This is a genomic window from Agrococcus sp. UYP10 (assembly GCF_040547205.1).
In the GTDB taxonomy this organism is placed as follows: Bacteria; Actinomycetota; Actinomycetes; order Actinomycetales; family Microbacteriaceae; genus Agrococcus; species Agrococcus jenensis.
Map to the genome: position 1 here is coordinate 921,507 of NZ_JBEPPG010000001.1, position 21,687 is coordinate 943,193.

Annotated in this window: 18 protein-coding genes and 1 pseudogene; 8 read left to right on the forward strand and 11 right to left on the reverse strand. The window is 73.7% G+C overall.

The window, feature by feature from the left end:
• Nucleotides 1–74 precede the first annotated feature (74 nt).
• Nucleotides 75–545 (forward strand): GNAT family N-acetyltransferase, encoded by a 471-nt coding sequence (locus ABIB37_RS04540; RefSeq protein ID WP_354257277.1) that lies wholly within the window; start codon nt 75–77, stop codon nt 543–545.
• A 7-nt stretch (nt 546–552) separates the two neighbouring features.
• On the opposite strand, the gene ABIB37_RS04545 is transcribed toward ABIB37_RS04540, so the two are convergent.
• Nucleotides 553–1,497 carry a nucleoside hydrolase gene (locus tag ABIB37_RS04545; RefSeq protein ID WP_354257280.1) on the reverse strand — a complete coding sequence of 315 codons (945 nt, stop codon included), beginning with the start codon at nt 1,495–1,497 and terminating at the stop codon, nt 553–555.
• A gap of 62 nt (nt 1,498–1,559) precedes the next feature.
• On the opposite strand from ABIB37_RS04545, the gene ABIB37_RS04550 reads away from it, so the two are divergent.
• Nucleotides 1,560–2,255: a GNAT family N-acetyltransferase gene (locus tag ABIB37_RS04550; protein WP_354261530.1), complete on the forward strand. Its 696-nt coding sequence runs from the start codon at nt 1,560–1,562 to the stop codon at nt 2,253–2,255.
• Nucleotides 2,256–2,273: 18 nt separating this feature from the next.
• Here ABIB37_RS04550 and ABIB37_RS04555 read toward each other — a convergent pair whose 3' ends face one another.
• Nucleotides 2,274–2,633 carry a VOC family protein gene (locus ABIB37_RS04555; RefSeq protein WP_354257283.1) on the reverse strand — a complete coding sequence of 120 codons (360 nt, stop codon included), beginning with the start codon at nt 2,631–2,633 and terminating at the stop codon, nt 2,274–2,276.
• Nucleotides 2,634–2,743: 110 nt separating this feature from the next.
• Complete coding sequence (locus tag ABIB37_RS04560; RefSeq protein WP_502914061.1) at nt 2,744–3,571, reverse strand: CPBP family glutamic-type intramembrane protease; 828 nt, start codon at nt 3,569–3,571, stop codon at nt 2,744–2,746.
• Nucleotides 3,572–3,810: 239 nt separating this feature from the next.
• Between ABIB37_RS04560 and ABIB37_RS04565 the strand changes: the two genes are divergently transcribed.
• On the forward strand, nt 3,811–4,695 hold the full coding sequence (locus ABIB37_RS04565) for an ABC transporter ATP-binding protein (protein WP_354257286.1): 885 nt from the start codon (nt 3,811–3,813) through the stop codon (nt 4,693–4,695).
• A complete protein-coding gene (locus ABIB37_RS04570; protein ID WP_354257289.1) occupies nt 4,692–5,999 on the forward strand; it encodes an FtsX-like permease family protein in 1,308 nt (435 codons plus the stop codon). Before ABIB37_RS04565 ends, ABIB37_RS04570 begins: the two co-directional genes overlap by 4 nt.
• Nucleotides 6,000–6,116: 117 nt before the next feature.
• Here ABIB37_RS04570 and fgd read toward each other — a convergent pair whose 3' ends face one another.
• Both fgd and ABIB37_RS04580 read right to left on the reverse strand, forming a co-directional pair.
• Entirely contained in the window at nt 6,117–7,106 is a 990-nt protein-coding gene (gene fgd / locus ABIB37_RS04575; protein WP_354257292.1) for a glucose-6-phosphate dehydrogenase (coenzyme-F420), read from the reverse strand.
• Between the two features lie 59 nt (nt 7,107–7,165).
• A complete protein-coding gene (locus tag ABIB37_RS04580) occupies nt 7,166–10,774 on the reverse strand; it encodes a proline dehydrogenase family protein (protein WP_502914062.1) in 3,609 nt (1,202 codons plus the stop codon).
• A 1,063-nt stretch (nt 10,775–11,837) separates the two neighbouring features.
• Between ABIB37_RS04580 and ABIB37_RS04585 the strand changes: the two are divergent.
• Nucleotides 11,838–13,433 (forward strand): annotated as a pseudogene (locus ABIB37_RS04585) (phytoene desaturase family protein); the annotation flags it as partial.
• A 51-nt stretch (nt 13,434–13,484) separates the two neighbouring features.
• On the opposite strand, the gene ABIB37_RS04590 reads toward ABIB37_RS04585, so the two are convergent.
• Nucleotides 13,485–14,054: an acyl-CoA thioesterase gene (locus tag ABIB37_RS04590; RefSeq protein WP_354261534.1), complete on the reverse strand. Its 570-nt coding sequence runs from the start codon at nt 14,052–14,054 to the stop codon at nt 13,485–13,487.
• A 195-nt stretch (nt 14,055–14,249) separates the two neighbouring features.
• Here ABIB37_RS04590 and trhO point away from each other — a divergent pair, with 195 nt between their 5' ends.
• Entirely contained in the window at nt 14,250–15,116 is an 867-nt protein-coding gene (trhO, locus tag ABIB37_RS04595; RefSeq protein WP_354257301.1) for an oxygen-dependent tRNA uridine(34) hydroxylase TrhO, read from the forward strand.
• A gap of 35 nt (nt 15,117–15,151) precedes the next feature.
• Nucleotides 15,152–15,667: a GNAT family N-acetyltransferase gene (locus ABIB37_RS04600; RefSeq protein WP_354257304.1), complete on the forward strand. Its 516-nt coding sequence runs from the start codon at nt 15,152–15,154 to the stop codon at nt 15,665–15,667.
• A gap of 27 nt (nt 15,668–15,694) precedes the next feature.
• Here ABIB37_RS04600 and ABIB37_RS04605 read toward each other — a convergent pair whose 3' ends face one another.
• The 5 genes from ABIB37_RS04605 to yczE all read right to left on the reverse strand — a co-directional run bounded on the left by ABIB37_RS04605 (nt 15,695) and on the right by yczE (nt 20,164).
• Nucleotides 15,695–16,084 (reverse strand): PPOX class F420-dependent oxidoreductase, encoded by a 390-nt coding sequence (locus ABIB37_RS04605; RefSeq protein WP_354257307.1) that lies wholly within the window; start codon nt 16,082–16,084, stop codon nt 15,695–15,697.
• 25 nt (nt 16,085–16,109) lie between these two features.
• Nucleotides 16,110–16,898 carry a histidine phosphatase family protein gene (locus ABIB37_RS04610; RefSeq protein ID WP_354257310.1) on the reverse strand — a complete coding sequence of 263 codons (789 nt, stop codon included), beginning with the start codon at nt 16,896–16,898 and terminating at the stop codon, nt 16,110–16,112.
• Complete coding sequence (locus ABIB37_RS04615; RefSeq protein WP_354257312.1) at nt 16,895–18,874, reverse strand: bifunctional copper resistance protein CopD/cytochrome c oxidase assembly protein; 1,980 nt, start codon at nt 18,872–18,874, stop codon at nt 16,895–16,897. The genes ABIB37_RS04610 and ABIB37_RS04615 overlap by 4 nt, the downstream gene beginning before the upstream one ends.
• Nucleotides 18,875–18,978: 104 nt before the next feature.
• A complete protein-coding gene (locus ABIB37_RS04620) occupies nt 18,979–19,263 on the reverse strand; it encodes an HU family DNA-binding protein (RefSeq protein ID WP_123696735.1) in 285 nt (94 codons plus the stop codon).
• 166 nt (nt 19,264–19,429) lie between these two features.
• Nucleotides 19,430–20,164: a membrane protein YczE gene (gene yczE, locus ABIB37_RS04625; RefSeq protein ID WP_354257315.1), complete on the reverse strand. Its 735-nt coding sequence runs from the start codon at nt 20,162–20,164 to the stop codon at nt 19,430–19,432.
• 97 nt (nt 20,165–20,261) lie between these two features.
• On the opposite strand from yczE, the gene yczR reads away from it, so the two are divergent.
• A complete protein-coding gene (gene yczR / locus ABIB37_RS04630) occupies nt 20,262–21,686 on the forward strand; it encodes a MocR-like transcription factor YczR (RefSeq protein ID WP_354257318.1) in 1,425 nt (474 codons plus the stop codon).
• The last annotated feature ends 1 nt before the right edge of the window (nt 21,687 follow it).

The following is a 21,687-nucleotide window of genomic DNA, read 5'->3' on the forward strand; positions in this document are numbered from 1 at the left end:
CGCCCGAGCCGACGGCCTTCTGCTGGGGCTGCAACGCCGTCGCGCTCGTGGGCGCCGCCCTCTAGCGTCGGGGCATGACGATCCGACTGCGGCCGCTGCGCGACGACGACCTCGACGAGCTCTTCCGCTGGGAGCGCGACCCCGATGCCGTCGTGATGGCCGCGTTCACGCGCGAAGATCCCACCGATCGGGCGGCCTTCGACGCCCACTACCGGCGCGTGCGCGCCGATCCCGCGAACCACCTGCTCGTGATCGAGCAGGACAGGCGGCTCGTCGGCGCCATCTCGACCTTCACGATCGAGCAGGAGCGCGAGGTCAGCTACTGGATCCACCCCGACCGCTGGGGCCGCGGCATCGCTTCCGCGGCGCTGGCGCTCCTGCTCGAGCAGGAGCCGGAGCGGCCGCTCTTCGCCCGTGCCGCCGCGCACAACCCCGCCTCCGCCGCCGTGCTGCTGCGCAGCGGGTTCGCGCTCGTCGGCTCGGAGACGTCGTGGGCCGCCGGCGTCGGCACGGAGGTCGTCGAGCACGTGTACCGGCTCGACTGAGCCCGCCTCAGGCGCCCGCGAGCAGGTCGACCATGCGGTCCTCGAAGCCCGGCTCGACCTCCATGACCACGCGATGGCGAGCGCCCTCGCGGTCGGGCCACGTGCCCCACTCCCCCTCGAGCCTCGCGACGGTGCGCCCGCGCGTGGAGCCGTCGCTGCAGTCGACCTCCACGTCGACGATCGGCGACAGCGTCGTGCGCACGAGACCCGTCGCCACCGCGAGCGCGAGCGCGTCGTGGTTGCCGGACGCGCGCTCCCCCGTGTAGCCCTCGTAGTAGCCGAGGTAGAAGTCGAGGATGTCCGACGAGAAGCGCCCGACCGTGCCGCCGGCGGCGAGCCGCGCGCGATGCTCGTCGGTGATGAGCGACGTCATCGTCACGTCGAGGCCCACCATCGTCAGCTCCCACGGCGCGTCGAAGACCGCCTGCGCTGCCTCGGGATCGTGCCAGATGTTCGCCTCCGCGGTGTCGCTCACGTTGCCGGCCGCGAGCGCCGCACCGCCCATGATCGTCAGCTGCCGGATGCGCTCGGGCAGGGTCGGATCGGCGTCGAGCGCGGCCGCGAGGTTCGTGAGCGGTCCGACCGCCACGATCTCGAGGGCGCCGGCGTGCTCGTGGCTCAGCCGCAGCATGAGCTCGACCGCGCCCTCGGCCGCGAGCCGCGGCTCGTGGGCCGTGTCGGCGCAGCCGCCCAGCCCGTCGTCGCCGTGCACCTGGGGCGAGAAGACCGCGACCCGGCCGTTGCGGGGACCGGCGGCGCCGACCGCGATCGGCACATCCCCGTGCCCGGCGAGGCGCAGCACCTCCGAGGTGTTGCGCGCGCCCTGGTCGACGTCGACGTTGCCCCACACGACGGTGCAGCCGACGAGCTCGATCTCGTTCGAGAGCGCGGCGGTGAAGAGGGCGAGGGCGTCGTCGATCCCGGTGTCGACGTCGAGCAGCACGGTGGTCACCCGTCGAGCCTAGGCGGGCGCCCCTGGCGGCGGTGCTCCGGCAGGACGACACTGGGGTCGTGATGCGCCTGCCGGATCTGCCGCAGCGCGACCGCATGCAGCTGCGCGCCGCGTGGGCGGACGCGGTGGGCGTGCCCGTCACCGCCTTCGACGGCGAGGGCGTCACGTGGGTGGAGCGCGACGACCTCGACTCTGTCGTCGTCATCGAGCTCGGCGCCGCGATGGTCGTCGCGGCGCCCAGGCGCGCGCTCATCGCGCTCGAGACGCACCACCGGGTGACGCTGCGGGATGCCGCCGCGGTCGCGGCGCTGCTGCCGGGCTCGCGGGCGCTCGGCTCCGCGCACCTGCTCTTCACCGGCACCCGGCCCGCGGCGCCCTCGCACGGCGTCGTGCCAGGCGAGGATCGCGACCTCGCGCTCGTCCGCGAGGCGGTCGACGGCGACGAGTGGGCCGAGGCGGGCGTCGAGCCGATGGAGCAGCACTGGGCGGTGCGCGAGGGCCGGGAGCCGGTCGCGGTCGCCGGCTTCCAGCGCTGGCACACCACCATCGCGCACCTCGGCGTCGCGACGGCGGCACGGCGGCGTGGCCGCGGCTACGCGTCGGCCGCGGCGACCGGCGCGGTGTGCGCCGCGATCGACGCTGGGCTGGTGGCGCAGTGGCGCTGCCGCACCGGCAACGCCGCGTCGCTGCGGGTCGCCGACCGGCTCGGGTTCACCCGCGTCGGCGCGCAGGCGGCCGTCGCGCTCGCGGCGCGCTAGCGACCGACGCGCGGCGCGTCAGCTGGTGCAGAGGCAGAACGGGTGCCCGGCAGGGTCGAGGAAGACGCGGAACGTCTCGCCCGGCTGGTGCTCGTGCTTCGTCGCCCCGAGCTCGAGCACCGCCGCCTCGCCCTCGTCGAGGTCGTCGACGACCACGTCGAGGTGCATCTGCTGCGGGTGCTCCTGGCCGGGCCATTCGGGCGCCGCGTACTGCTCGACCTGCTGGAAGCAGAGCATCTGGCCGTAGTCGGCCTTGATCTCGACCCAGTCGTCGTCGGAGCTCGACACCGGCCAATCGAGCAGCGCGCTGTAGAACCGCGCGAGCGCGGCGGCGTCGGGGCAGTCGATGACGAGCGTGGGGAAGCGTGCGATGGCCATGGCGGCGAGGCTACGGGAGGCCGCCGACATCCGGAACACCGGATCCTCGACGTCGCCGGCGGCGACGCATCCGCGATACGGCACGAGCCGCCACCCGCGACGTCGAGCGATCAGAAGCCGTGGACCAGCGGGAAGATGGGCAGCGCCTCCTGGTGGTGCGCATGCACGATCACGAGGAACACCACCGCGTCGAACAGCAGGTGCACCGTCACGACGTAGAAGAGGTTCTTCGTCCACGAGAAGATCGCGCCCTGCACGAGCGCGAACGGGATCGTCAGCAGCGGCCCCCACGACTGGTAGCCGAGCTCCCACAGGAACGAGACGAAGATCGCCGCCTGCAGCAGGTTCGCGAGCCACGGCCGGAAGTGGCGCAGCAGCAGCGTGTAGACGGTGCAGATGAAGAAGAGCTCGTCCCACAGCCCGACCGCGTTCACGCCCATGAACAGCCGCCCGATCATGTCCCACTCCGCGACCGGCGGCCAGTTGCGGTAGACGCCGGAGGTGAGGAAGTAGAACGGCAGGATCAGGTAGGCGGCGAAGACGACCACGACGAGGTACGTCCACATCCGCCGCGACCAGCGCCCGCCCTTCCAGGGGAAGCGCACCGCGTGGTCGCGGTAGACCCAGCGCGAGATCGCGTAGGGGATGAGCACGGCGCCGCCGAGCGCGATCGTGAACCGCAGGATGCCGGCGTTCGAGATGTCGGCGTGCAGCGAGATCATGCTGATCCAGGCGAGCGCGATCGCGATGATCGCGAGGTCCTGCCCGAGCTTCGACGAGCGGCCGGCGCGGTCGGTGAGCACGCCGCCGACGACGCCCAGGATGAGCGGCAGGTAGCCCCAGTCGGTCATCACCCAGAACTGCAGCACGGCGCCGAGCGAGACGAGCGCGGCGGGGATGATGGCGACGGGGTGCGTGGCGGTGCCCTCTGCCGCGATCCGCGAGGAGCCGCCCGGGGTGCGCCCGCCACCGGTGCGGCCATCACGGGTGCGCCCGGCATCGGCGCGGCTCCCCGGCGCGAGGCGGCCGGATGCCGGCGTGTTCGGGGCGGCGGTCGTCACGCACCCAGCCTACGGACGAGCGCCTGTCAGCCGAGCGGATGATCCTGCATCCACCGCTCGATGCAAAGGCGTCCGGATCGCTCGTATCCGCAACCGACCGATGCTCGGATGGAGCCATGCAGACCAACAGACTCGATGCCCAGCGGCTCACCCACACCTACGGCGAGGGCAACAGCGCAGCGCCGGCGCTCGCCGACGTCTCGCTCACGATCGGCGCGGACGGCCCGGAGGCCGTCGCCATCATGGGCCCGAGCGGCTCGGGCAAGTCGACCCTCCTCCACGTGCTCGCCGGCATCGTCGCGCCCGCCGACGGCCGCATCGTCTGGCGCGGACGCGACCTCGCGACGATGCGCGACAGCGAGCGCACGCGGCTGCGCCGCAGCGACTTCGGCTTCGTCTTCCAGTCGGGCCAGCTGCTGCCGGAGCTGCCGGCCATCGAGAACGTCGCGCTGCCGCTCATGCTCGGCGGCGGCTCGCGGTCGGCCGCGGAGGCGCAGGCGGGCACGCTGCTGCACCGGCTCGGCCTCGGCGGCATGCTCGCGCGCCGACCCGGCGAGCTCTCGGGCGGCCAGGCGCAGCGCGTCGCGATCGCGCGGGCGCTCGTCGGGCAGCCCGGCATCGTCTTCGCCGACGAGCCGACCGGCGCGCTCGACCGGTCGACGGGCGATGCGGTGATGAGCCTGCTCATCGGCGCGACCCTCGGCCATGGCGCCTCGCTCGTCGTCGTCACCCACGACCCGGAGGTCGCGGCGATGTGCTCGCGCGTCGTCCGCCTGCAGGACGGCCGCATCGTCAGCGACGAGCGCGGCGCCGGCGACGGATGGCAGCAGGCGACCCCCGGTGGTGCGGAGCGGCCGGCCGCGACCACGCCGCTCGGCATGGGAGTCCCTGCCGCGCAGGCGGCGCTGCCGCAGCACCCCTCCTACGGCGCAGCGCGCGCCGAGCAGCGCGTCGAGAACCCGATGACCGCCCAGCAGGGCTGGATCGAGGCGTCGCGATGACCGCCCTCCGACTGTGGGCGCGCCTCGCCCGCGCGACCGGCCCGCGCGCGACCGACGTGCTGAGCGCGATCGCCTTCGCGTTCGCGACCGCGGCGCTGCTCGCCGTGCTCGGCGGCGTCAACGCCTTCCGGATGCGGCTCGAGAGCGGCGCCGTCGACCGCTTCGACGGCGAGTTCGTGCTGACCCTCGCCTTCGTGGCCGCTGCGCTGCTGCTGCCCGCGGTGTGGACGCTCGCGCAGGCCGCCGTGCGGCTCGCCATCGCACGACGCGACGACCGGCTCGCGGCGCTGCGGCTCGCCGGCGCGACGCGCGGCCAGGTGAGCGCGATGGCCGTGCTCGACGCGCTCGCGCAGGCTGTCGTCGGCGTCGCGATCGGCGCGGTGCTCGCGCTCGCCGTCACGCCGCTCATCGCCCGGATCGAGTTCCAGGGCATGCCGTTCACGATCGCCGAGCTGCTGCCGCCCGCCTGGGTGTGGCTCGCGGCCGCCGGCGCCGTGCTCGCGGTCGCCCTGGGCGCGGCGCTCGCGTCCCTGCGACGCGTCCACGTCACCCCGCTCGGCGTCGCGCAGCGCGTGCGCGGCAAGCGACTCTCGCTCTGGCGCATCCTCGTCTTCGTCGCCGCGGCGGCCGCCTACGTCGCCATCGTCGTCTACGACGTCGTCGACCTCGGCATCGCGTTCTCGATCGCGCTCATCGCCGTCTTCGTGCTCGCGTACACGGTCCTCGGCCCGCTCATCATCCAGGGCGTGGCCTGGCTCGTGGCGAAGGGCGCGCGCCGTCCGGCGACGCTGCTCGCCGCGCGCCGCGTGCTCGACGACCCGCGCGGCGCCTTCAACATCGTCGGCGCGATGGCGATCGCGGTGCTGGCCGGCGGCTTCGCCTCGCTCGCGCCCGCGACCGCCGGCGGGGCGGACCAGATGAGCACCGACATGGCGACGGGCGCGGCCCTCACCATCGCGATCGCCGGCGTGCTCGGCGCGGTCCTGGCCGGCATCGCCCAGTCGGCGAAGGTGCTGGACCAGCGCCGTGAGCACCGGGCGATGCACCGCATGGGCGTCGAGCTGCCGGTGATGCGCGCGGCGATCGTGCGCCAGGTGGCGCTGCCGCTGCTCGTGGCGGTCGGCGGCGCTGCCGCGGCGGCCCTGCTGCTGATCCTGCCCACCTTCCTGTGGTGGATCCAGACCCCCGGCTCCATCATCATGTGGGCGCTCATGGCCGTTGGCGCCGTCGGCCTGACGCTCGCGGCGACCGCGTGCGCGCTGCCGCTCGTGCGCCGCGTCGCGACCGAGCTCGCGGCGGCGTAGCCGCGCGGCGCATCCGTCGCCTCCGGCTGCGCTCCGCCGCCACGACTCGACCCGTCCCCGCCGACCCGACCTGCCGCAGCTGGTCCGGCCGGCGCGGGCGGGTCGAGTGGCGGAGGGTCAGCGCGGGAGCAGCGGCAGCACGTCCTCGGAGAAGTGCTCCAGGAAGCGGCGCTGGTCGTCGCCGGGGCCGTGGAACACGAGGTGAGTGAAGCCGAGCTCGGCGTAGTGGGCGATCTCGGCCGCCACGGCCGATGCATCCGAGCCGACGATCCAGCGCTTCGCCACCTGCTCGATCGGCAGCTCGTCGGCGAGCCGCTGCATCTCGAGCGGGTCGTGCACGCTGTGCTTCTGCTCCTGCGTGAGCGAGAGCGCCGCCCAGAAGCGGGTGCTGTGCAGCGCCGCGTCGGGGTCGCGGTCGTACGAGACCTTGATCTCGATCATCCGGTCGACGTCGGCGGAGTCGCGGCCCTCCTTCTCGAGCCCCTCCTCGAGGTTCGCGACGATCGTGTCGCGGTAGTACTCGTCGCCCTTGCCCGAGGTGCAGATGTGGCCGTCGGCGAAGCGCGCCGCGTAGCGGGTGGTGGCGGGTCCGCCGCCCGCCACGTAGATGGGGATGGGGGCGTCGGGCCGGTCGTAGATCGTCGCACCGCTCGTCGCGTAGTAGTCGCCCTCGAAGTCGACGCGCTCCTCGGTCCAGAGCCGGCGCATGAGCCGCACCGACTCCCGCAGCCGCGCGAACCGCTCCTTGAGCTCGGGGAACTCGACGCCGATCGCCTGCTCGTTGAGCGACTCTCCCGTGCCGACGCCGAGGATGAGGCGGCCGGGGTGCACCTGGCCGAGGGTCGCGAACTGCTGCGCGACGACCGCCGGGTGGTAGCGGAGGGTCGGCGTCAGCACCGAGGTGCCGAGCACGATGCGCTCGGTGCGCTCGAGCGCCATGCCGAGCCAGGCGACCGCGTTCGGGGCGTGCCCACCGTCGTGCCGCCACGGCTGGAGGTGGTCCGAGATGAACGCGCTCTCGAGCCCGACCTGCTCGGCGAGCTGCACGAGCTCGAGCAGCTCCGCCGGGGAGAACTGCTCGGCGCTGGCCTTGTATCCGTACCGCATGGAGCCAGTCAAGCACTCGCGGCCGGACGAACGGCCACCACTGGTGAGGAGCGGAGGGACTAGACCGCGAGCGCCAGCATCTGCTCGTCCGGGTTGCCGAAGCGGTGCGCCGTGATCGACACCGCCTGCTCCCGCAGGAACGGCAGCAGCTCGATGCGGCCCTCGGTCGTCACCGGCCCGTCGTAGACCGCGACGCGCACGTTGCCCGCGAGCACCTCGCGCAGCTGCGGGTCGGTCCCCACGACGCGGATGCGCCGCACCGGCTCCGACACGCGCGTCAGCCCGAGCGCGTCCTCGGTGTGCACCGGCTCGAGCGCCTCGCCCGAGCGGATGCGCTCGTGGAAGGCCGCGTCGGACTCCTCGACGATCTCCTCGATCCGTACGTGCGGGATCGGCAGGCGCGACAGCTTCACGACGCCGCTCGGCACCTCGAGCGCCGACGAGATGCGCACGACCGCACGGGTGCGCGCGGCGGCTGCCAGCAGCCGCACGAGATCGACCATCGCGCCGTCCTCCGCCACGCGGATGAGCAGCTCGGCCGGCCGGTAGCGGAGCACGTTGCGCTCGACGCCGAGCGCCGAGATGTCCTTCGACACCCCGAACTCCTCCTCCCACCAGCGCTCGTCGCTGTTCGCGCCGGCGCGCACGCGGTCGAACTCGATGAAGTCGAGCTGCGGGGTCGCGGCCTCGATGACCGCCGCCACGCGCTTGTGCAAGCCGTGCAGGCGCACCGACTTCCTCGGCTCGGCGTGCACCGGCTCCCAGTCGACGAGCGTCGCGAGGTAGTTCGGTCCGCCGGCCTTCGCGCCGGGGCCGACCTGCGAGAGCTTCCAGCCCCCGAACGGCTGCCGGCGCACGATCGCGCCCGTGATGCCGCGGTTGACGTACAGGTTGCCCGCCTGCACCTCGTCGAGCCAGTGCGCCACCTCGTCGGGGTCGAGCGAGTGGATGCCGGCCGTGAGGCCGAACTCGGTGGCGTTCTGCGCCTCGATCGCCTCGTCGAGGGTCTCGACCTCGATGAGCGACAGGTGCGGTCCGAAGAACTCGGTCACGTGCGACATCGTGCCCGGGAGCACGGCGTCGCGGATGCCGGGCGACCAGAGCCTGCCCGACGCATCCAGCTGCCGCGGCTCGAGCAGCCACTCCTCGCCGTCCTCGAGCGTCGTCAGCGCGCGCAGCAGGTCGCCCTGCGCGGGCTCGATGAGCGGACCGACGTGGGTGCGCGCGTCGAGCGGCGAGCCGACGCGCAGCGAGCGCGCGGCATCGATGAGATGCCTGCGGAAGCGCTCGCTGTCGCCCGCCGTGCCGACGAGGATCGCGACGGATGCTGCGGAGCACTTCTGGCCGGCGTGCAGGAAGGCGCTACGGACGATGTCGGCTGCCGCGAGCTCGAGGTCGGCCGAGGGCGTCACGACGATGGCGTTCTTGCCACTCGTCTCGGCGAGCAGCGGCAGGTCGCTGCGCCACGAGGTGAAGCGCGCCGCCGTGTCGGACGAGCCGGTGAGGATGAGCCTGCCGACGGCCGGGTGGGCGACCAGCCGCTGCGACAGCTCGCCCTCCTCCATGTCGCACAGCACGAGCACGTCGCGGGGCACGCCCGCCTCCCACAGCGCCTCGGCCAGCACGGCCGCCGAGCGGCGGGCCTGCGGCGCGGGCTTCAGGACCACGGCGGACCCGGTCGCGAGCGCCGCGGTCACGCCGCCGCAGGCGATGGCGACCGGGAAGTTCCACGGCGGGGTGACGACGGTGAGCGCCACGGGCCGAGGCGTCGCGTCCTCCACCTGCTCGAGCAGGATCGCCTGCTCGGCGTAGTAGCGCGCGAAGTCGATCGCCTCCGACACCTCGGGGTCGCCCTCGCCGATCGTCTTGCCCGTCTCGGCGATCATCACCTCGACGAGCCGCCCGCGGTAGACGCCGAGCGCCTCGGCCGCGTCCCGCAGCACCGCGGCCCGGCGCTCGGCGCCGAGCGCCGCCCAGCCCGCCGCCGACTGCGCTGCCCGGTCGATGCGGCGCTCGAGCGTCGGCCAGTCCTCGATGCGGTTCATGCCGAGGGTGCGGATGCCGAGCTGCGACTCTGCGGCCCGTGCGACCACCTGCCGCCCCCACGCCCGGTTCGACGCGAGCGACGGGTCGGTGTCGGGCTCGTTCTCGAACCCGAGGGGATGCGTCACCGAGACCGCGAGGTCGCCCAGCCGGTCCTGCGTGCGGTTCGGGCGCGGCTCCCCCGCGGCGTCCTCGCGCTCGAGCAGCGCGATCGAGGCGAGGAAGCGGTCGCGCTCGCGCTGCAGCACGGCGGGGTCGGCGAGGTCGAACATGCTCGACATGAAGTTCTCGCCCGAGGCGTTCTCCTCCAGCCGCCGGATCAGGTAGGCGACGGCCGCGTCGAACTGGTCGGGTCGCACGACGGGCGTGTAGAGGACGATGCCCGGGAAGACCTCGCGCACGGCCTCGCGGTGCTCGGCGGCCATGCCCAGCAGCATCTCGGCGTCGACGCGCTGGTGCGTGCCGTGGTGGCGGGCGAGCTCAGCGGCGTACGCGAGGTCGAACAGGTTGTGGCTCGCGACGCCGAGCCGCACCGCGAAGGCGTTCTCGGGCAGCAGCGCCTCGCGCAGCACGCGCTTGTAGTTCGCGTCCGTCGACGCCTTCGACGGCGCCACCGCGAGCGGCCAGCCGTGCAGCGCGGCGTCGACGCGCTCCATCGCGAGGTTCGCGCCCTTGACGAGCCGCACCTTGATGCCGGCGCCCCCGTCGGCGCGGCGCTGCTTCGCGAAGGCGGCGAGGCGGCGGTAGGCCGCGAGGGCATCCGGCAGGTACGCCTGCAGCACGATGCCGGCGTCCAGCCTCGCGAGCTCGGGCCGGGTGAGGAGGCGCTCGAAGACCGCGATCGTCAGGTCGAGGTCGCGGTACTCCTCCATGTCGAGGTTGATGAACTTCTGCGGGCTCGCCTCGGCGGCCACGCGGTAGAGCGGCAGCAGCCGCTCGACGACCTCGTCGACCGTCTCGTCGAACGCCCACGCCTGCAGCTGCGGCGCCATCGCCGACACCTTCACCGAGACGTAGTCGACGTCGTCGCGCTGCAGCAGCGCCATGGTGCCCTCGAGTCGGCTCGCCGCCTCCTCCTCGCCGAGCACGGCCTCACCGAGCAGGTTGATGTTGAGTCGCGTGCCGTCCTCGCGCAGCTTGGCGAGCGGCCGGGCGAGCCGGTTCGGCGAGGCGTCGATCACGAGGTGGGAGACCATGTCGCGCATCGCGCGCTTCACGATCGGGATGATCAGGCGCGGCGTGACGACGCCGAACCCGCCGCCGACGGTGACGCCGAGCTTGAGGTACCAGTCGAGGAAGCCGGGGATGTCTCGGCTGAGCGCCTCGAAGTTGCGGGCGCTGACCCTCGGATCCTCGGGCCGCACGACCTTGTCGACGAAGCCGATGGCGAAGTCGAGGCCTGCCGGGTCCTTGAGCAGTCCGGCGAGCCGCTCCGCCGCCTTGTCGGGCTTCGCGGTGCTGGGCCGCGCGGCCCAGCCGCGCACGCGCTCGACCGCGGCGAGCGCGAAGGGGTCCGCAGACTCCGGCTCGGTCAGCGCGACGGGCTCCGGCGTCGAGGCGGGCGCCGCGGCGAGGGGATTCGGGATGGCCGGAGGCGCGACGGGTGCCGCCTGCGGCGAGGGCATGGGGATCGCGCGCGCGGGTTCGGGTTCGGGCTCCGACTCCGGTTCGGGGTCGGGCTCCGGTTCGGGCTCCGGTTCGGGCTCCGGCTCCGGCTCCGGTTCGGGCTCCGGCTCCGGTTCGGGCTCCGGCTCGGGCTCCGGCTCCGGTTCGGGCTCCGGCTCGGGCCCCGGCTCGGGCTCCGGCTCGGGCTGCGGCTCGGGCTCGGGCTGCGGCTCGGGCTCCGGCTCCGGCTCCGGCTCCGGCTCCGGCTCGGGCTCGGGCTGCGGCTCCGGCTCGGGCTGCGGCTGCGGCTCCGGCTCGGGCTGCGGCTCCGGCTCGGGCTGCGGCTCCGGCCGCGGCTCCCCCGGCTCCGGCCACGCTTCGGGCGGCGACGCCGGCGGCGCGGCGGCCTCGGCCTGCACCTCGGGCTCCGGCTCGAGGTCGCGCTCTGCTCGCTCCGCGGCGGCGCGCGCAGCGACCCTGGCGGCGAGCCCGCCGATGCGCGGCTGATCCGAGGGCGGCAGCACCGGGAGCACGGGCGAGACGGCGTGCCGGGCGCGAGCGGCGGCATCCCTGGCATCCGACGTCGGCGCGTCGGTCGGCCGCGCGTCGGTCGGCCGCGCGTCGCTCGGCGCGGCGACGGCACGCAGCTCCGCCTCCAGCTCGGCGGCGTCCATCTGCTGGGTCGGCACGTCGGCGCTCTCGCGGGACAGCGACCACCCGCCGGCCGGCAGCGCCTCGCCGACGTGGGCGGTCGGGGACAGCTCCACCTGGGCGAGGGGATTCGCCGCGGCCGCAAAGGTCACGTCGTCGACCTCGAAGGCCGGCAGCGAGTCGCCCGGCCGCAGCGCCACGAACGGATCATCCGCGCGCTGCTCGTCGACGACCTCGACGTGCTCCTCCGGCACGAGCGCCGGTCCGTCGGTGCGGTGCTCGGCGTCGGCATGGGCGATCGCCTCGGCGATCAGCGCGTCGAAGTCGTCCCTGCGCTGCTCACTCATGCCGCATATCGTATGCGTGCGGACTCTCGAGGCCGACGGACGCCGCACGTGCGCGCGCTCGCGGCGCGATGCATCCGCCGACCTACGAGGAGGCACCATGCCGCGCGTCGCCATCATCGGTGGAGGCCACAACGGGCTCACCGCAGCCGCCTACCTCGCCCGCGCGGGGGTCGAGGTGACCGTGCTCGAGCGGCTGCCGCACGTCGGCGGCGCGGCCGTCTCGGCGCAGGCGTTCGACGGGCTCGACGCGCGGCTGTCGCGCTACTCCTACCTCGTGAGCCTGCTGCCCGAGCGGATCATCCGCGACCTGGGGCTCGACGTGCGGCTCGCGCGGCGCCGCTACTCCTCCTACACGCCCGAGCCCGGCACCGATCGCGGGCTGCTCATCGACGCCGGCGACGCAGCCGCGACCCGTGCCTCGTTCGCGGCGATCGGCGCTGCCGACGACGCCGACCGCTTCGCGGCGTTCTACGACCGCACGACCCGCCTCGCGAGCGCGCTCTTCCCGACGCTGACCGACCCGCTCCCCACCCGGGCGGCGGCGCGCGAGGCGGCGGGCGCCGCATCCGCGTGGTCGGAGGTGGTCGACGCACCGATCGCCGATGCCATCGAGCGCGCCGTCGGCCACGACCTCGTGCGCGGCGTGATCGCGACGGATGCGCTCATCGGCACCTTCGCCGCGCTCGACGACCCCGGGCTCGAGCAGAACCGCTGCCTGCTGTACCACGTGATCGGCGGCGGCACCGGCGACTGGGACGTGCCCATCGGCGGCATGGGGCAGGTCTCCGGCGAGCTCGAGATCGCCGCGCGGCAGGCGGGCGCGACCGTGCTCACGGGCGTCACGGTGACCCGCGTGACGCCGGACGGCGAGGTCACGTGGAGCGAGCACATCGGTGGCCTCGCGAACGACTCCGAGGGGCTGCCGACCGGCACCGAGCTCACCGCGCAGTTCGACCTCGTGCTCTCGGCCGTCGCGCCGCACGTGCTCGGGCAGCTGCTCGGGGACGAGGCCGACGCCGCGCCGCGCCCCGAGGGCGCGCAGGTCAAGGTCAACATGCTGCTGTCGCGGCTCCCGCGACTGCGCGACGGCGTCGCGCCCGAGGCGGCGTTCGGCGGCACCTTCCACATCAACGAGGGCTACGCGCAGATCGGCCGGGCCTACGCCGAGGCGGCCGCCGGCCGCATCCCCGATCCGCTTCCGTGCGAGATCTACTGCCACTCGCTCACCGACCCGTCGATCCTCGGGGAGGACCTCCGCGCATCCGGGGCGCAGACCCTCACCGTCTTCGGCCTGCACGTGCCCGATCGCCTGCTGACGCGGGAGACGAACGACCGGATGCGCGACGAGCTCGAGCGCGCCGTCGTCGCGTCGCTCGACTCGGTGCTCGCCGAGCCGATCCGGCCGCTGCTGCTCGAGGGCGCCGGTGGACCGGCGATCGAGACGAGGACGACGCTCGACATCGAGGACGCGCTCGCGATGCCCGGCGGCAACATCTTCCACGGGCCCCTCTCGTGGCCGTGGCTCGAGCAGGAGGCGACGTCGATCGCGGAGGCGTGGGGCGTCGAGACGCGGCATCCCCGGATCCTCATGGCCGGCTCGGGCGCTCGTCGCGGCGGCGCGGTGTCGGGCATCGGCGGGCACAACGCGGCGCACGCGGCGCTGGAGCTGCTCCGCCCGTAGCCGCCGGCTCGCCGCTGATGGTGCGTCAGCCGGGCATCGAGGGGCTCCGGCTCAGCGCGGCGTGCGCCCCGCCCAGTCGGAGCGATGGGTCGCGCGGCTCGGCGGCAGCGCGTTGAGCCGCGCCCACTCCGCGACGCGCTCGTCGAGCTCTGGCAGCTGCACGTCGATGCCCGCCGCCTCGAGCACCTCGACGACGCGGGCGATCTTCGCCGTGCCGACGCCCTTCTCGATGAAGCGGCCCTGCACGACGCCGCGCGCGTGCAGCTCGCCGTCGACGACGAAGCGCTGCTGCAGGTAGATGGCGCGCTCGTCGCCGCCCAGCACCGCGGTCTCGATGTCGAACCGCTGCCACAGGTCGAGGCTGCGGCGGTAGACCATCGACGACTGGCCGACCACGGCGTAGATGCCCGCCTTCGCGAGCGCCTCCGACATGCCGGTGCGGTTCGACATGTCGACGCGCGCGAGGTCCATGTACGACGGGTAGCGGCCGTTGTTCATGTGCCCGAGCAGGTCGATGTCGGTCGGCAGCACCCGGAACGAGGTCCTCGCGACGTCGTCGATGCCGAGCCCCGGCTTGCCCTTGCTCTTCACCGTCATGGCCATGAGCCACTGCAACCACATGTTCACGAGGAGCCATCCTGCCGGAGCCGCGCCCCGCATCCGCACGCCTTGGTCCTCTCGCACAACGCACGCCCGACCGCCGATCCGCCCGGCTGGCGGAGTCCGCGCACCTCGGCGGGCGCGCGGCCGCCGCGCGGGGCGTGCGTCGTGCGGCCGGTGTCGGCGAACGGGGTGCCGGACTGGGAGGATCGTCCGATGCACAAGGTGCTGCTCTACTACCGCTTCACGCCGATCGCCGACCCCGAGGCGGTGCGGCTGTGGCAGCACGCGCTCGCGACGTCGCTGGGCCTCACCGGCCGCATCCTCATCTCGCCGCACGGCATCAACGGCACCGTCGGCGGCGATATGGCGGCGTGCAAGCGCTACGCGCGCGCCACTCGCGAGTACTCCGGATTCCGAGGCATGGACATCAAGTGGTCGACCGGCACCGGCGACGACTTCCCGCGGCTCACCGTGAAGGTGCGCGACGAGATCGTGACGTTCGGGGCGCCCGACGAGCTCGAGGTCGACGCGGGCGGCGTGGTCGGCGGCGGCACCCACCTGCAGCCCGCGGACTTGCACCGGCTCGTCGAGGAGCGCGACGACGTGGTCCTCTTCGACGGGCGCAACCGCTTCGAGGCCGACATCGGCCGCTTCCGGGGCGCGATCGTGCCCGACGTCGAGACGACCCGCGACTTCGTCGAGCTGCTCGACTCCGGCGCCTACGACCACCTCAAGGACAAGCCCGTCGTGACCTACTGCACCGGCGGCGTGCGCTGCGAGGTGCTGTCGTCGCTCATGACGAAGCGCGGCTTCAGCGAGGTGTACCAGCTCGACGGCGGCATCGTGCGCTACGGCGAGACGTTCGGCAACGCCGGCCTGTGGGAGGGCTCGCTCTACGTCTTCGACCAGCGGCAGACGATGGACTTCGGCTCCGGTGCCGCCGTCCTCGGCACCTGCGTGCGCTGCGGCGCCGCCACGAGCGGCATGGGCAACTGCGCCGTGTGGTCGTGCCGCAAGCAGGTGACGACGTGCGAGGCGTGCCAGCCCGCGTGCGCCGCGCACGTCGCTGCCGCCGCCTGAGGCGGCGCGCAGACCCCCGCCGCTACGCTGACCGCATGGGCGACGGCGACACGGGTGACGGCGGCAAGGGCGATGGCGGCCTCCGCATCCGGCAGGCGACGACGGCGGACGCCGACGTGCTGCTCCCGCTCTTCGCCGCCCATCGCGCGGCTGACGAGCCCGACGAGAAGGTCGACCGCTACCGCGAGCGCCTCGGATCGCTCGTCGAGAACCGCGCCCATCACATCGTCGCCGCCGAGCTCGACGGCCGGGTGATCGGCTACGCCGCGGCCCAGGACTACGGGCCGGCGCCGCACCGCGACTGGTCGATCGCCCGGATGCACGACCTGTGGGTGTCGCCGGACGCGCGCGGGCACGGTGCGGGCACGGCCCTCTTCGAGGCGGTCCGGTCGTGGGCGGAGCTCCACACGCGCGTGCGCGTGCTCGAGTGGCAGTCGCTCGACGTCGCGGCCGCGTTCTACCGCAGGCTCGGGCTCGCGGGCGAGCACGTCGACGAGGCCGACCCGCGCGAGCGCTACGAGCTCGAAGTGCACCTGCCCTCGCGGCGCTGACCGAGCCGCCGAGCGACGTCGGCAGCGTCAGACCCGGCCGGTGACCTTGTCGATCGCCATCCGCAGGATGATGCGGTCGGGCGAGTCCGGCGGCGCCTGCGTCGACGGGTTGCCGTAGCGGTTCTGCAGCGTCACGTAGAAGGATCCCGTCGGGTCGTCGATCACGCCCGCGAGGTGACCGCGGATCTCGACGTACAGCAGCGGGTCCTGCGGGTCGACGATCGACAGGCTCATCGTCGGGTTCGCCTGCAGGTTCTTGAGCTTCTGGCGCTTGCTCGTGTGCGTGAAGCGCACCTCGTCGCCGACGACCTGGAACCACATGGGGTTCGACTGCACCGAGCCGTCGGGCCGCACGGTCGCGAGGTGCGCGAACAGGGGCTGGTCGGTCAGGTAGCGGTACCGCTCCGGGATCGTCATGGCGTCAGCCTCGCACGTCGGCGCGCTACCGCGCGATCTCCGCGTCGGCCGTCTCGCCGAGCCCGTCGAGGTGCCAGACGAGCGTGCCCGCCGGCAGCGAGACGGTCGTGACGGAGCAGTTCGGCAGGATCATGTCGGGCGTCAGCTCGGGCACGAGTTGGCGCAGCATCGACGTGATGAAGCCGCCGTGCGACACGACGAGCACCTGCACCTCGTGGTCGCCCGGCACGGCGGATGCCGCGCGCACGATGCGCTCGAGCGCCACGTCGGCGCGCACCACGGTCTCGGCGGCCTGCTCGGCCTGCCCGCTCGCGTCGAGCTGCGCGATCGTGTCGAACAGCCCGCGCCAGCCGACCTGCTCGCCGATCGAGCGGAGCGCGCTCAGCTCGCGGTCGACCTCGAACCCGTGCTCGACGATGACCTCGCGCCACACGTCCGCTGCGGGGCGCTCCTCGTGGCTGCCGAAGTGCCACTCGCGCAGCACCTCGTCGTAGGCGATCGGCGGCTGCGGGTCGAGCCTGGAGAGGATGCCCTCGGCGGTCGTGCGCGTGCGCTGCAGGTCGGAGGAGAAGGCGAGGTCGAAGCGCTCGCTCGAGAGCCGGTCTGCGACGGCGGCGATCTGGTCGCGGCCGCGCTCGGTGATCGGGGAGTCGGACCAGCCCTGCATGAGGTGGTTGATGTTGTGCTCGGTCTCGGCATGCCGCACGATGCGCAGCCGCAGCGCGCGGCCCTGGGCGTAGGCCGCGAGCTCCTCCGGCAGGTGCTGCTCGGCGCGGTCGCCCGACCCGCCCGCCTCGTGACGTCCGTCGGTCATCGCTTCCCCATCCGCTCGAGCATGTCGTTGTAGGCGTTGAGATCCGCGTCGCCGTCGCGCGACGCGGCGCGGTCCGTGCGCACCTGCTCGCGCCGGTCGCTGCGCGCCCAGAGCACGACGGTCGTGATCGCGAGGATCACCGTCGGGATCTCGCCGATCGACCACGCGATGCCGCCGCCGACCCGCTGGTCCGCGAGCGCGTCGACGCCGTTGCCCATCGCGCCGAACCAGTCGGCGAGCAGCAGCGCCTCACCGGTCATGAGCGTGAGGCCGAAGAACGCGTGGAACACCATCGCGCCCAGCAGCAGCACGAGGCGCAGCGCGTAGGGCGGCCTGGCAGGACCGGGGTCGATGCCGATGATGGCCTGCACGAACAGGTAGCCCGAGCCGACGAAGTGCACGACCATCCAGACGTGCCCGAGGTGCTCGTGCATCGACCACGCGAAGAGCGGCGTGTAGTAGAAGAGCCACAGGCTCGCGACGAAGAGCCCGGCCGCGACGAGCGGCGAGCTGAGCACCTCCATGTACTTCGAGTGCACGATCGCCATGAGCCACTCGCGACCGCCGCGCGAGCCGTCGCGGCGCTTCTGGATCGCCCGCATCGCGAGCGTGATCGGCGCGCCCGGCACGAGGAGCACCGGCACGGCCATGCCCAGCAGCATGTGCACGAGCATGTGGAGCGAGAACTGGAACTCCTGGTAGAGGTTCAGCGGGCCGTTCGTGCACCACCACAGCAGCGCGACGCCGGCGACCCACGCGACCGTGCGCTGGAGCGGCCAGCGGTCGCCGCGGCGCGCGAGACGGACTACGCCCGCGAGGTAGAAGAACGCGAGCATCGCGCAGATGACCGACCACAGCGGGTCGATCGACCACTGGTCGGCGAGCCGCGCAGGCTCGAAGGTCGGCGGCAGCGGACGCCCGGTGAGGATCTCGGCCGGCGTCGCCTCGGCACCGGGCGGCACCTCTGCGACCGGCGTCGGCGTGCGCGCGAGGCCGGCGGCGACGCCGGCGGTGACGCCCATCACCGTGAGCTCGAGTGCGAGCAGGAGCGCGACCGCGCGGCCCGGCACCCGGTCGGGCACGGTCGCCGCGGGCCGCAGCACGCGCATCCGCTGCCACGCGCCGAAGCCGCCGAGCACGAGCAGCAGCGCCGCCTTCGTGAGCGACAGGAGGCCGTAGGGGCTGAACCAGTCGCCCTCCATGCGCACCCAGGCCGAGACGATGCCCGAGAAGGCGACGACGAGGAAGCTCACGAGCGCGAGCGAGGAGTAGCGCAGCAGCACATCCCCGTACGCGGCGTCGGCCACGACGTCGGACGCGCCGGGCCGCGGGTCGCGGCGGGCGAGCAGGCCGACGTGCAGCAGGCCGCCCAGCCAGATCGAGACGAAGATGAGGTGCAGCAGCAGCGACGACACGGCGATCGTGTGGTTCGCGGTGCCGCCCGCGTGCCCGCCGGAGGCGATGAGCCAGAACGGCACCGCCCAGAGCACGACGGTGAACGCGACCGCGACCGGTCCCCGCGCGACGAGCAGCAGCACGGTCAGCAGCGCGAGCGCGAGCAGCGTGCCGAGCAGCAGCCGGCCGGTCTCGACCTCGACGAAGAAGAACTGCAGCAGCTGGCCGAAGTCGTTCGTCGCGGTGACCGGGTTCGTGACGACCTGCCGGAACGACCCGAAGCCGACGAAGCCCTGCGCGACCGTCGCGATGCCGGCGGCAGCGCCCGCGAGGTCGAGCGTGCGGTGCCAGTCGCGGCTGCGCGGCGGGAGCGCGAAGCACGCGAGCACCGCGCCGCCGAAGGCTGCCGCGATCGCGACGTTCCGCAGCATCGTGGCCATCGGCACGCCGTAGCGCACGGCGGGGCCGGGGTCCTGCAGGCTCGGGGCCGCAGCGCCGCCGCCGAGCTCGAGCGCCGCCCACGCCGCGGCCAGGCCCGCGAGGATCGCGAGCGCCGGCGCGAGGAGACGGATGCGCTGCACCCACCCAGGGTAGTCGTCGCCCCTATGCGCGCCGTCTGGCCCCGGGACGACAGGAGGGGCCCCGCCTCACGGCGGAGCCCCTCCTGCTGCTGTGGTGGTGCGAGCTACTTGACGGCAGCCTTGAGCTTGGAGCCGGCGGTCAGCTTGACGCGGTGGCCCGCGGCGATCTTGATCTCGGCGCCCGTCTGCGGGTTGCGGCCCGTGCGGGCAGCGGTCTCGGTGCGCTCGGCGCTGAAGAAGCCCGGGATCGAGACCTTGTCGCCGGCGGCGACGGCCGTCGAGACCTCGTCGAACAGGGCGTCCAGCACTGCGGTGACCTTCGCCTGCGAGAGGTCGGTCGTCGCTGCGATCTTCGAAGCGAGGGTGGTCTTGTTGATGGTCTCAGCCATGGTGTCCTCCTGATGGTGGCATGTCCGTCCCGCCTGGGGGCGGGCATCCGTCGGCGCCCGAGGGGGCTCCGACCAACCCCGAACGTAGCCCTGAACCCCTGGCGGGTACCGGAGAACCCGGGCGACACGCCGCAGTTTCCGCGGTTTTCCGCGGATCGCGAACGGATCAGCGGCGCTGATCGGCTCCTCGGCGACTCGTGAGCCGCGCGACCGTCGCCTCGCGACGACGTGCGAAGAGCGGCAGGAAGATGCCGATGAGCGGGCCGATCCCGAAGGCGAAGATCACGGTGCCGACCCCCACCGGACCGCCGAGCAGCCAGCCGAGCAGCAGCACCGTGCCCTCGATGAGGGTGCGGACGATCCAGACGCGCCAGCCCGTGATGCGCACGATGCCGGTCATGAGGCCGTCGCGCGGCCCGGGGCCCAGCTGCGGCGCGATGTAGAGGCCGGTCGCGAAGGCGAGCAGCACCATGCCGCCCACGAGCAGCGGCACCTGGGCCCACAGCCCCTGCACCTCGGGGATCAGCAGCAGCCCGACGTCGGCCGAGGGACCCACGAGCACCGCGTTGAGCAGCGTGCCGATCCCCGGCCGCTGGCGCAGCGGGATCCACACGAGCAGCACGAGCGCCGACACGGCGATCGTGGCCATGCCGTAGCTCATGGGCAGGTGCACGGCGAGGCCGAGCGAGAAGACGTCCCACGGACCGACGCCGAGGTCGGCGCGGATCAGCATCGCGAGGGCGATGCCGTAGAGGAAGAGGCCGACGAGCAGCTGCACGACCCTGGCGGTCGTGTCGCGGGGGCCCAGCGCATCGATGGGCAGGAGCAGCCGTCGGATCGGGTGCCCGGCGGGTCGCTCGTGCGCTCGTGGGTGCTGCTGCTGGTGGGGACCGGTCGTCACAGCGTCCATTCCACTCCATCGGGCATGCCACCGTCGCGGGCCACTCCCCCGCAAGTGGCTCGTGCTCTCCAGTCCACTGAGGCGGCAGGATGGGCGCATGGCATCCAGGCTCGGCACCCAGCTCGGCGAATGGCGCGCGACGACCGCGGTCGCGCGGTCGCTCGCCGACCGCATCCGCATGCTGCTGCTCGACGGCCGCATGACGGTCGGCGAGCGGCTGCCCAGCGAGCGGGCGCTCGCCGCCGAGCTCGGCCGGTCCCGCGCCACGATCGCGCGGGCCTACGAGCTGCTCGAGTCGGGCGGCTACGTCGTGCGCACGCACGGCTCGGGCACCCGGGCGTCGCTGCCGGCGCAGCGCCTGCAGCGCCCGGCCGCCGCGGACCACGACGTCATCGACCTCACGATCGCGTCGATCGGCTCCGCGCCGGGGCTGCACGCGGCGACGGTGCGGGCGCTCGACCGGCTCGCGGGGCTGCTCGGCACACCCGGGTACTCGATCGACGGCCTGCCGGAGCTGCGGGCTCGCATCGCGGATCGCTACACCGCCCGCGGGTTGCCGACCGACCCCGACCAGATCGTCGTCACGAGCGGCGCGATGCACGCGCTCTCGATCGTGCTGGCGGCGTTCGGCGAGCGCGGTCGCAGCGCGGTGGTGGAGCAGCCGAGCTTCCCGCACGCGATCGACGCGCTCCGGCGCACGGGCCACCGGCTGCTGCCGACGCCCGTGACGCCCGATGCGGGTCCGCACGGCAGTGGCGGATGGGACGCGAACCACCTCGTCGAGACGCTGCGGTCGCAGCGGCCGGCGCTCGCCTACCTGGTCGCCGACTTCCACAACCCGACAGGGGCGACGATGCCCGAGCTCGAGCGGGCGAGGCTCGCCGCGGTCGCGCGCGCGACCGGCACGCTGCTCATCGTCGACGAGACGTGCGCCGAGCTCGACATCGACCGCGGCTGGACCCCGCGTCCCTTCGCGGCGCACGGGCCGGCGATCCTGCTCGGCTCGATGTCGAAGATCGCGTGGGGCGGGCTGCGCATCGGCTGGATCCGCGCGGGCCGCGAGCAGGTCGCCGCGCTGCTCGGCGCGCGGCCGTCGATCGACCTCGGCACCCCGCTGCTGGAGCAGTGCATCGCGATGGAGCTCTTGGACGAGATGGATGCGCTGCTCACGAGCACGCGCGACCGGCTGCGGGCGGGCCGTGCCGCGGTCGCGGCGGGCCTCGCCGAGCACCTCCCGGGCGTGGCGATGCCGCCGATGCCGGGCGGCCTCGCGGCCTGGGTCGACCTGGGCGGACCGTGGTCGACCGCCCTCTCGCTCGCCGCGCGGGATCGAGGACTGCTCCTGCCGCCCGGGCCGCGGTTCTCGGCCTCCGGCGTGCTCGACCGCTTCGCCCGCATCCCGATCACGTGGGAGCCGGCGCTCACCGCCGAGGCCATGGCTCGCCTCGGCAGCGCCTGGCGGGCGCTGCACGCGGGCGAGCGCTCCAGCGCCGAGCACCTCGACCGCTCGGCGGTCGTCTAGC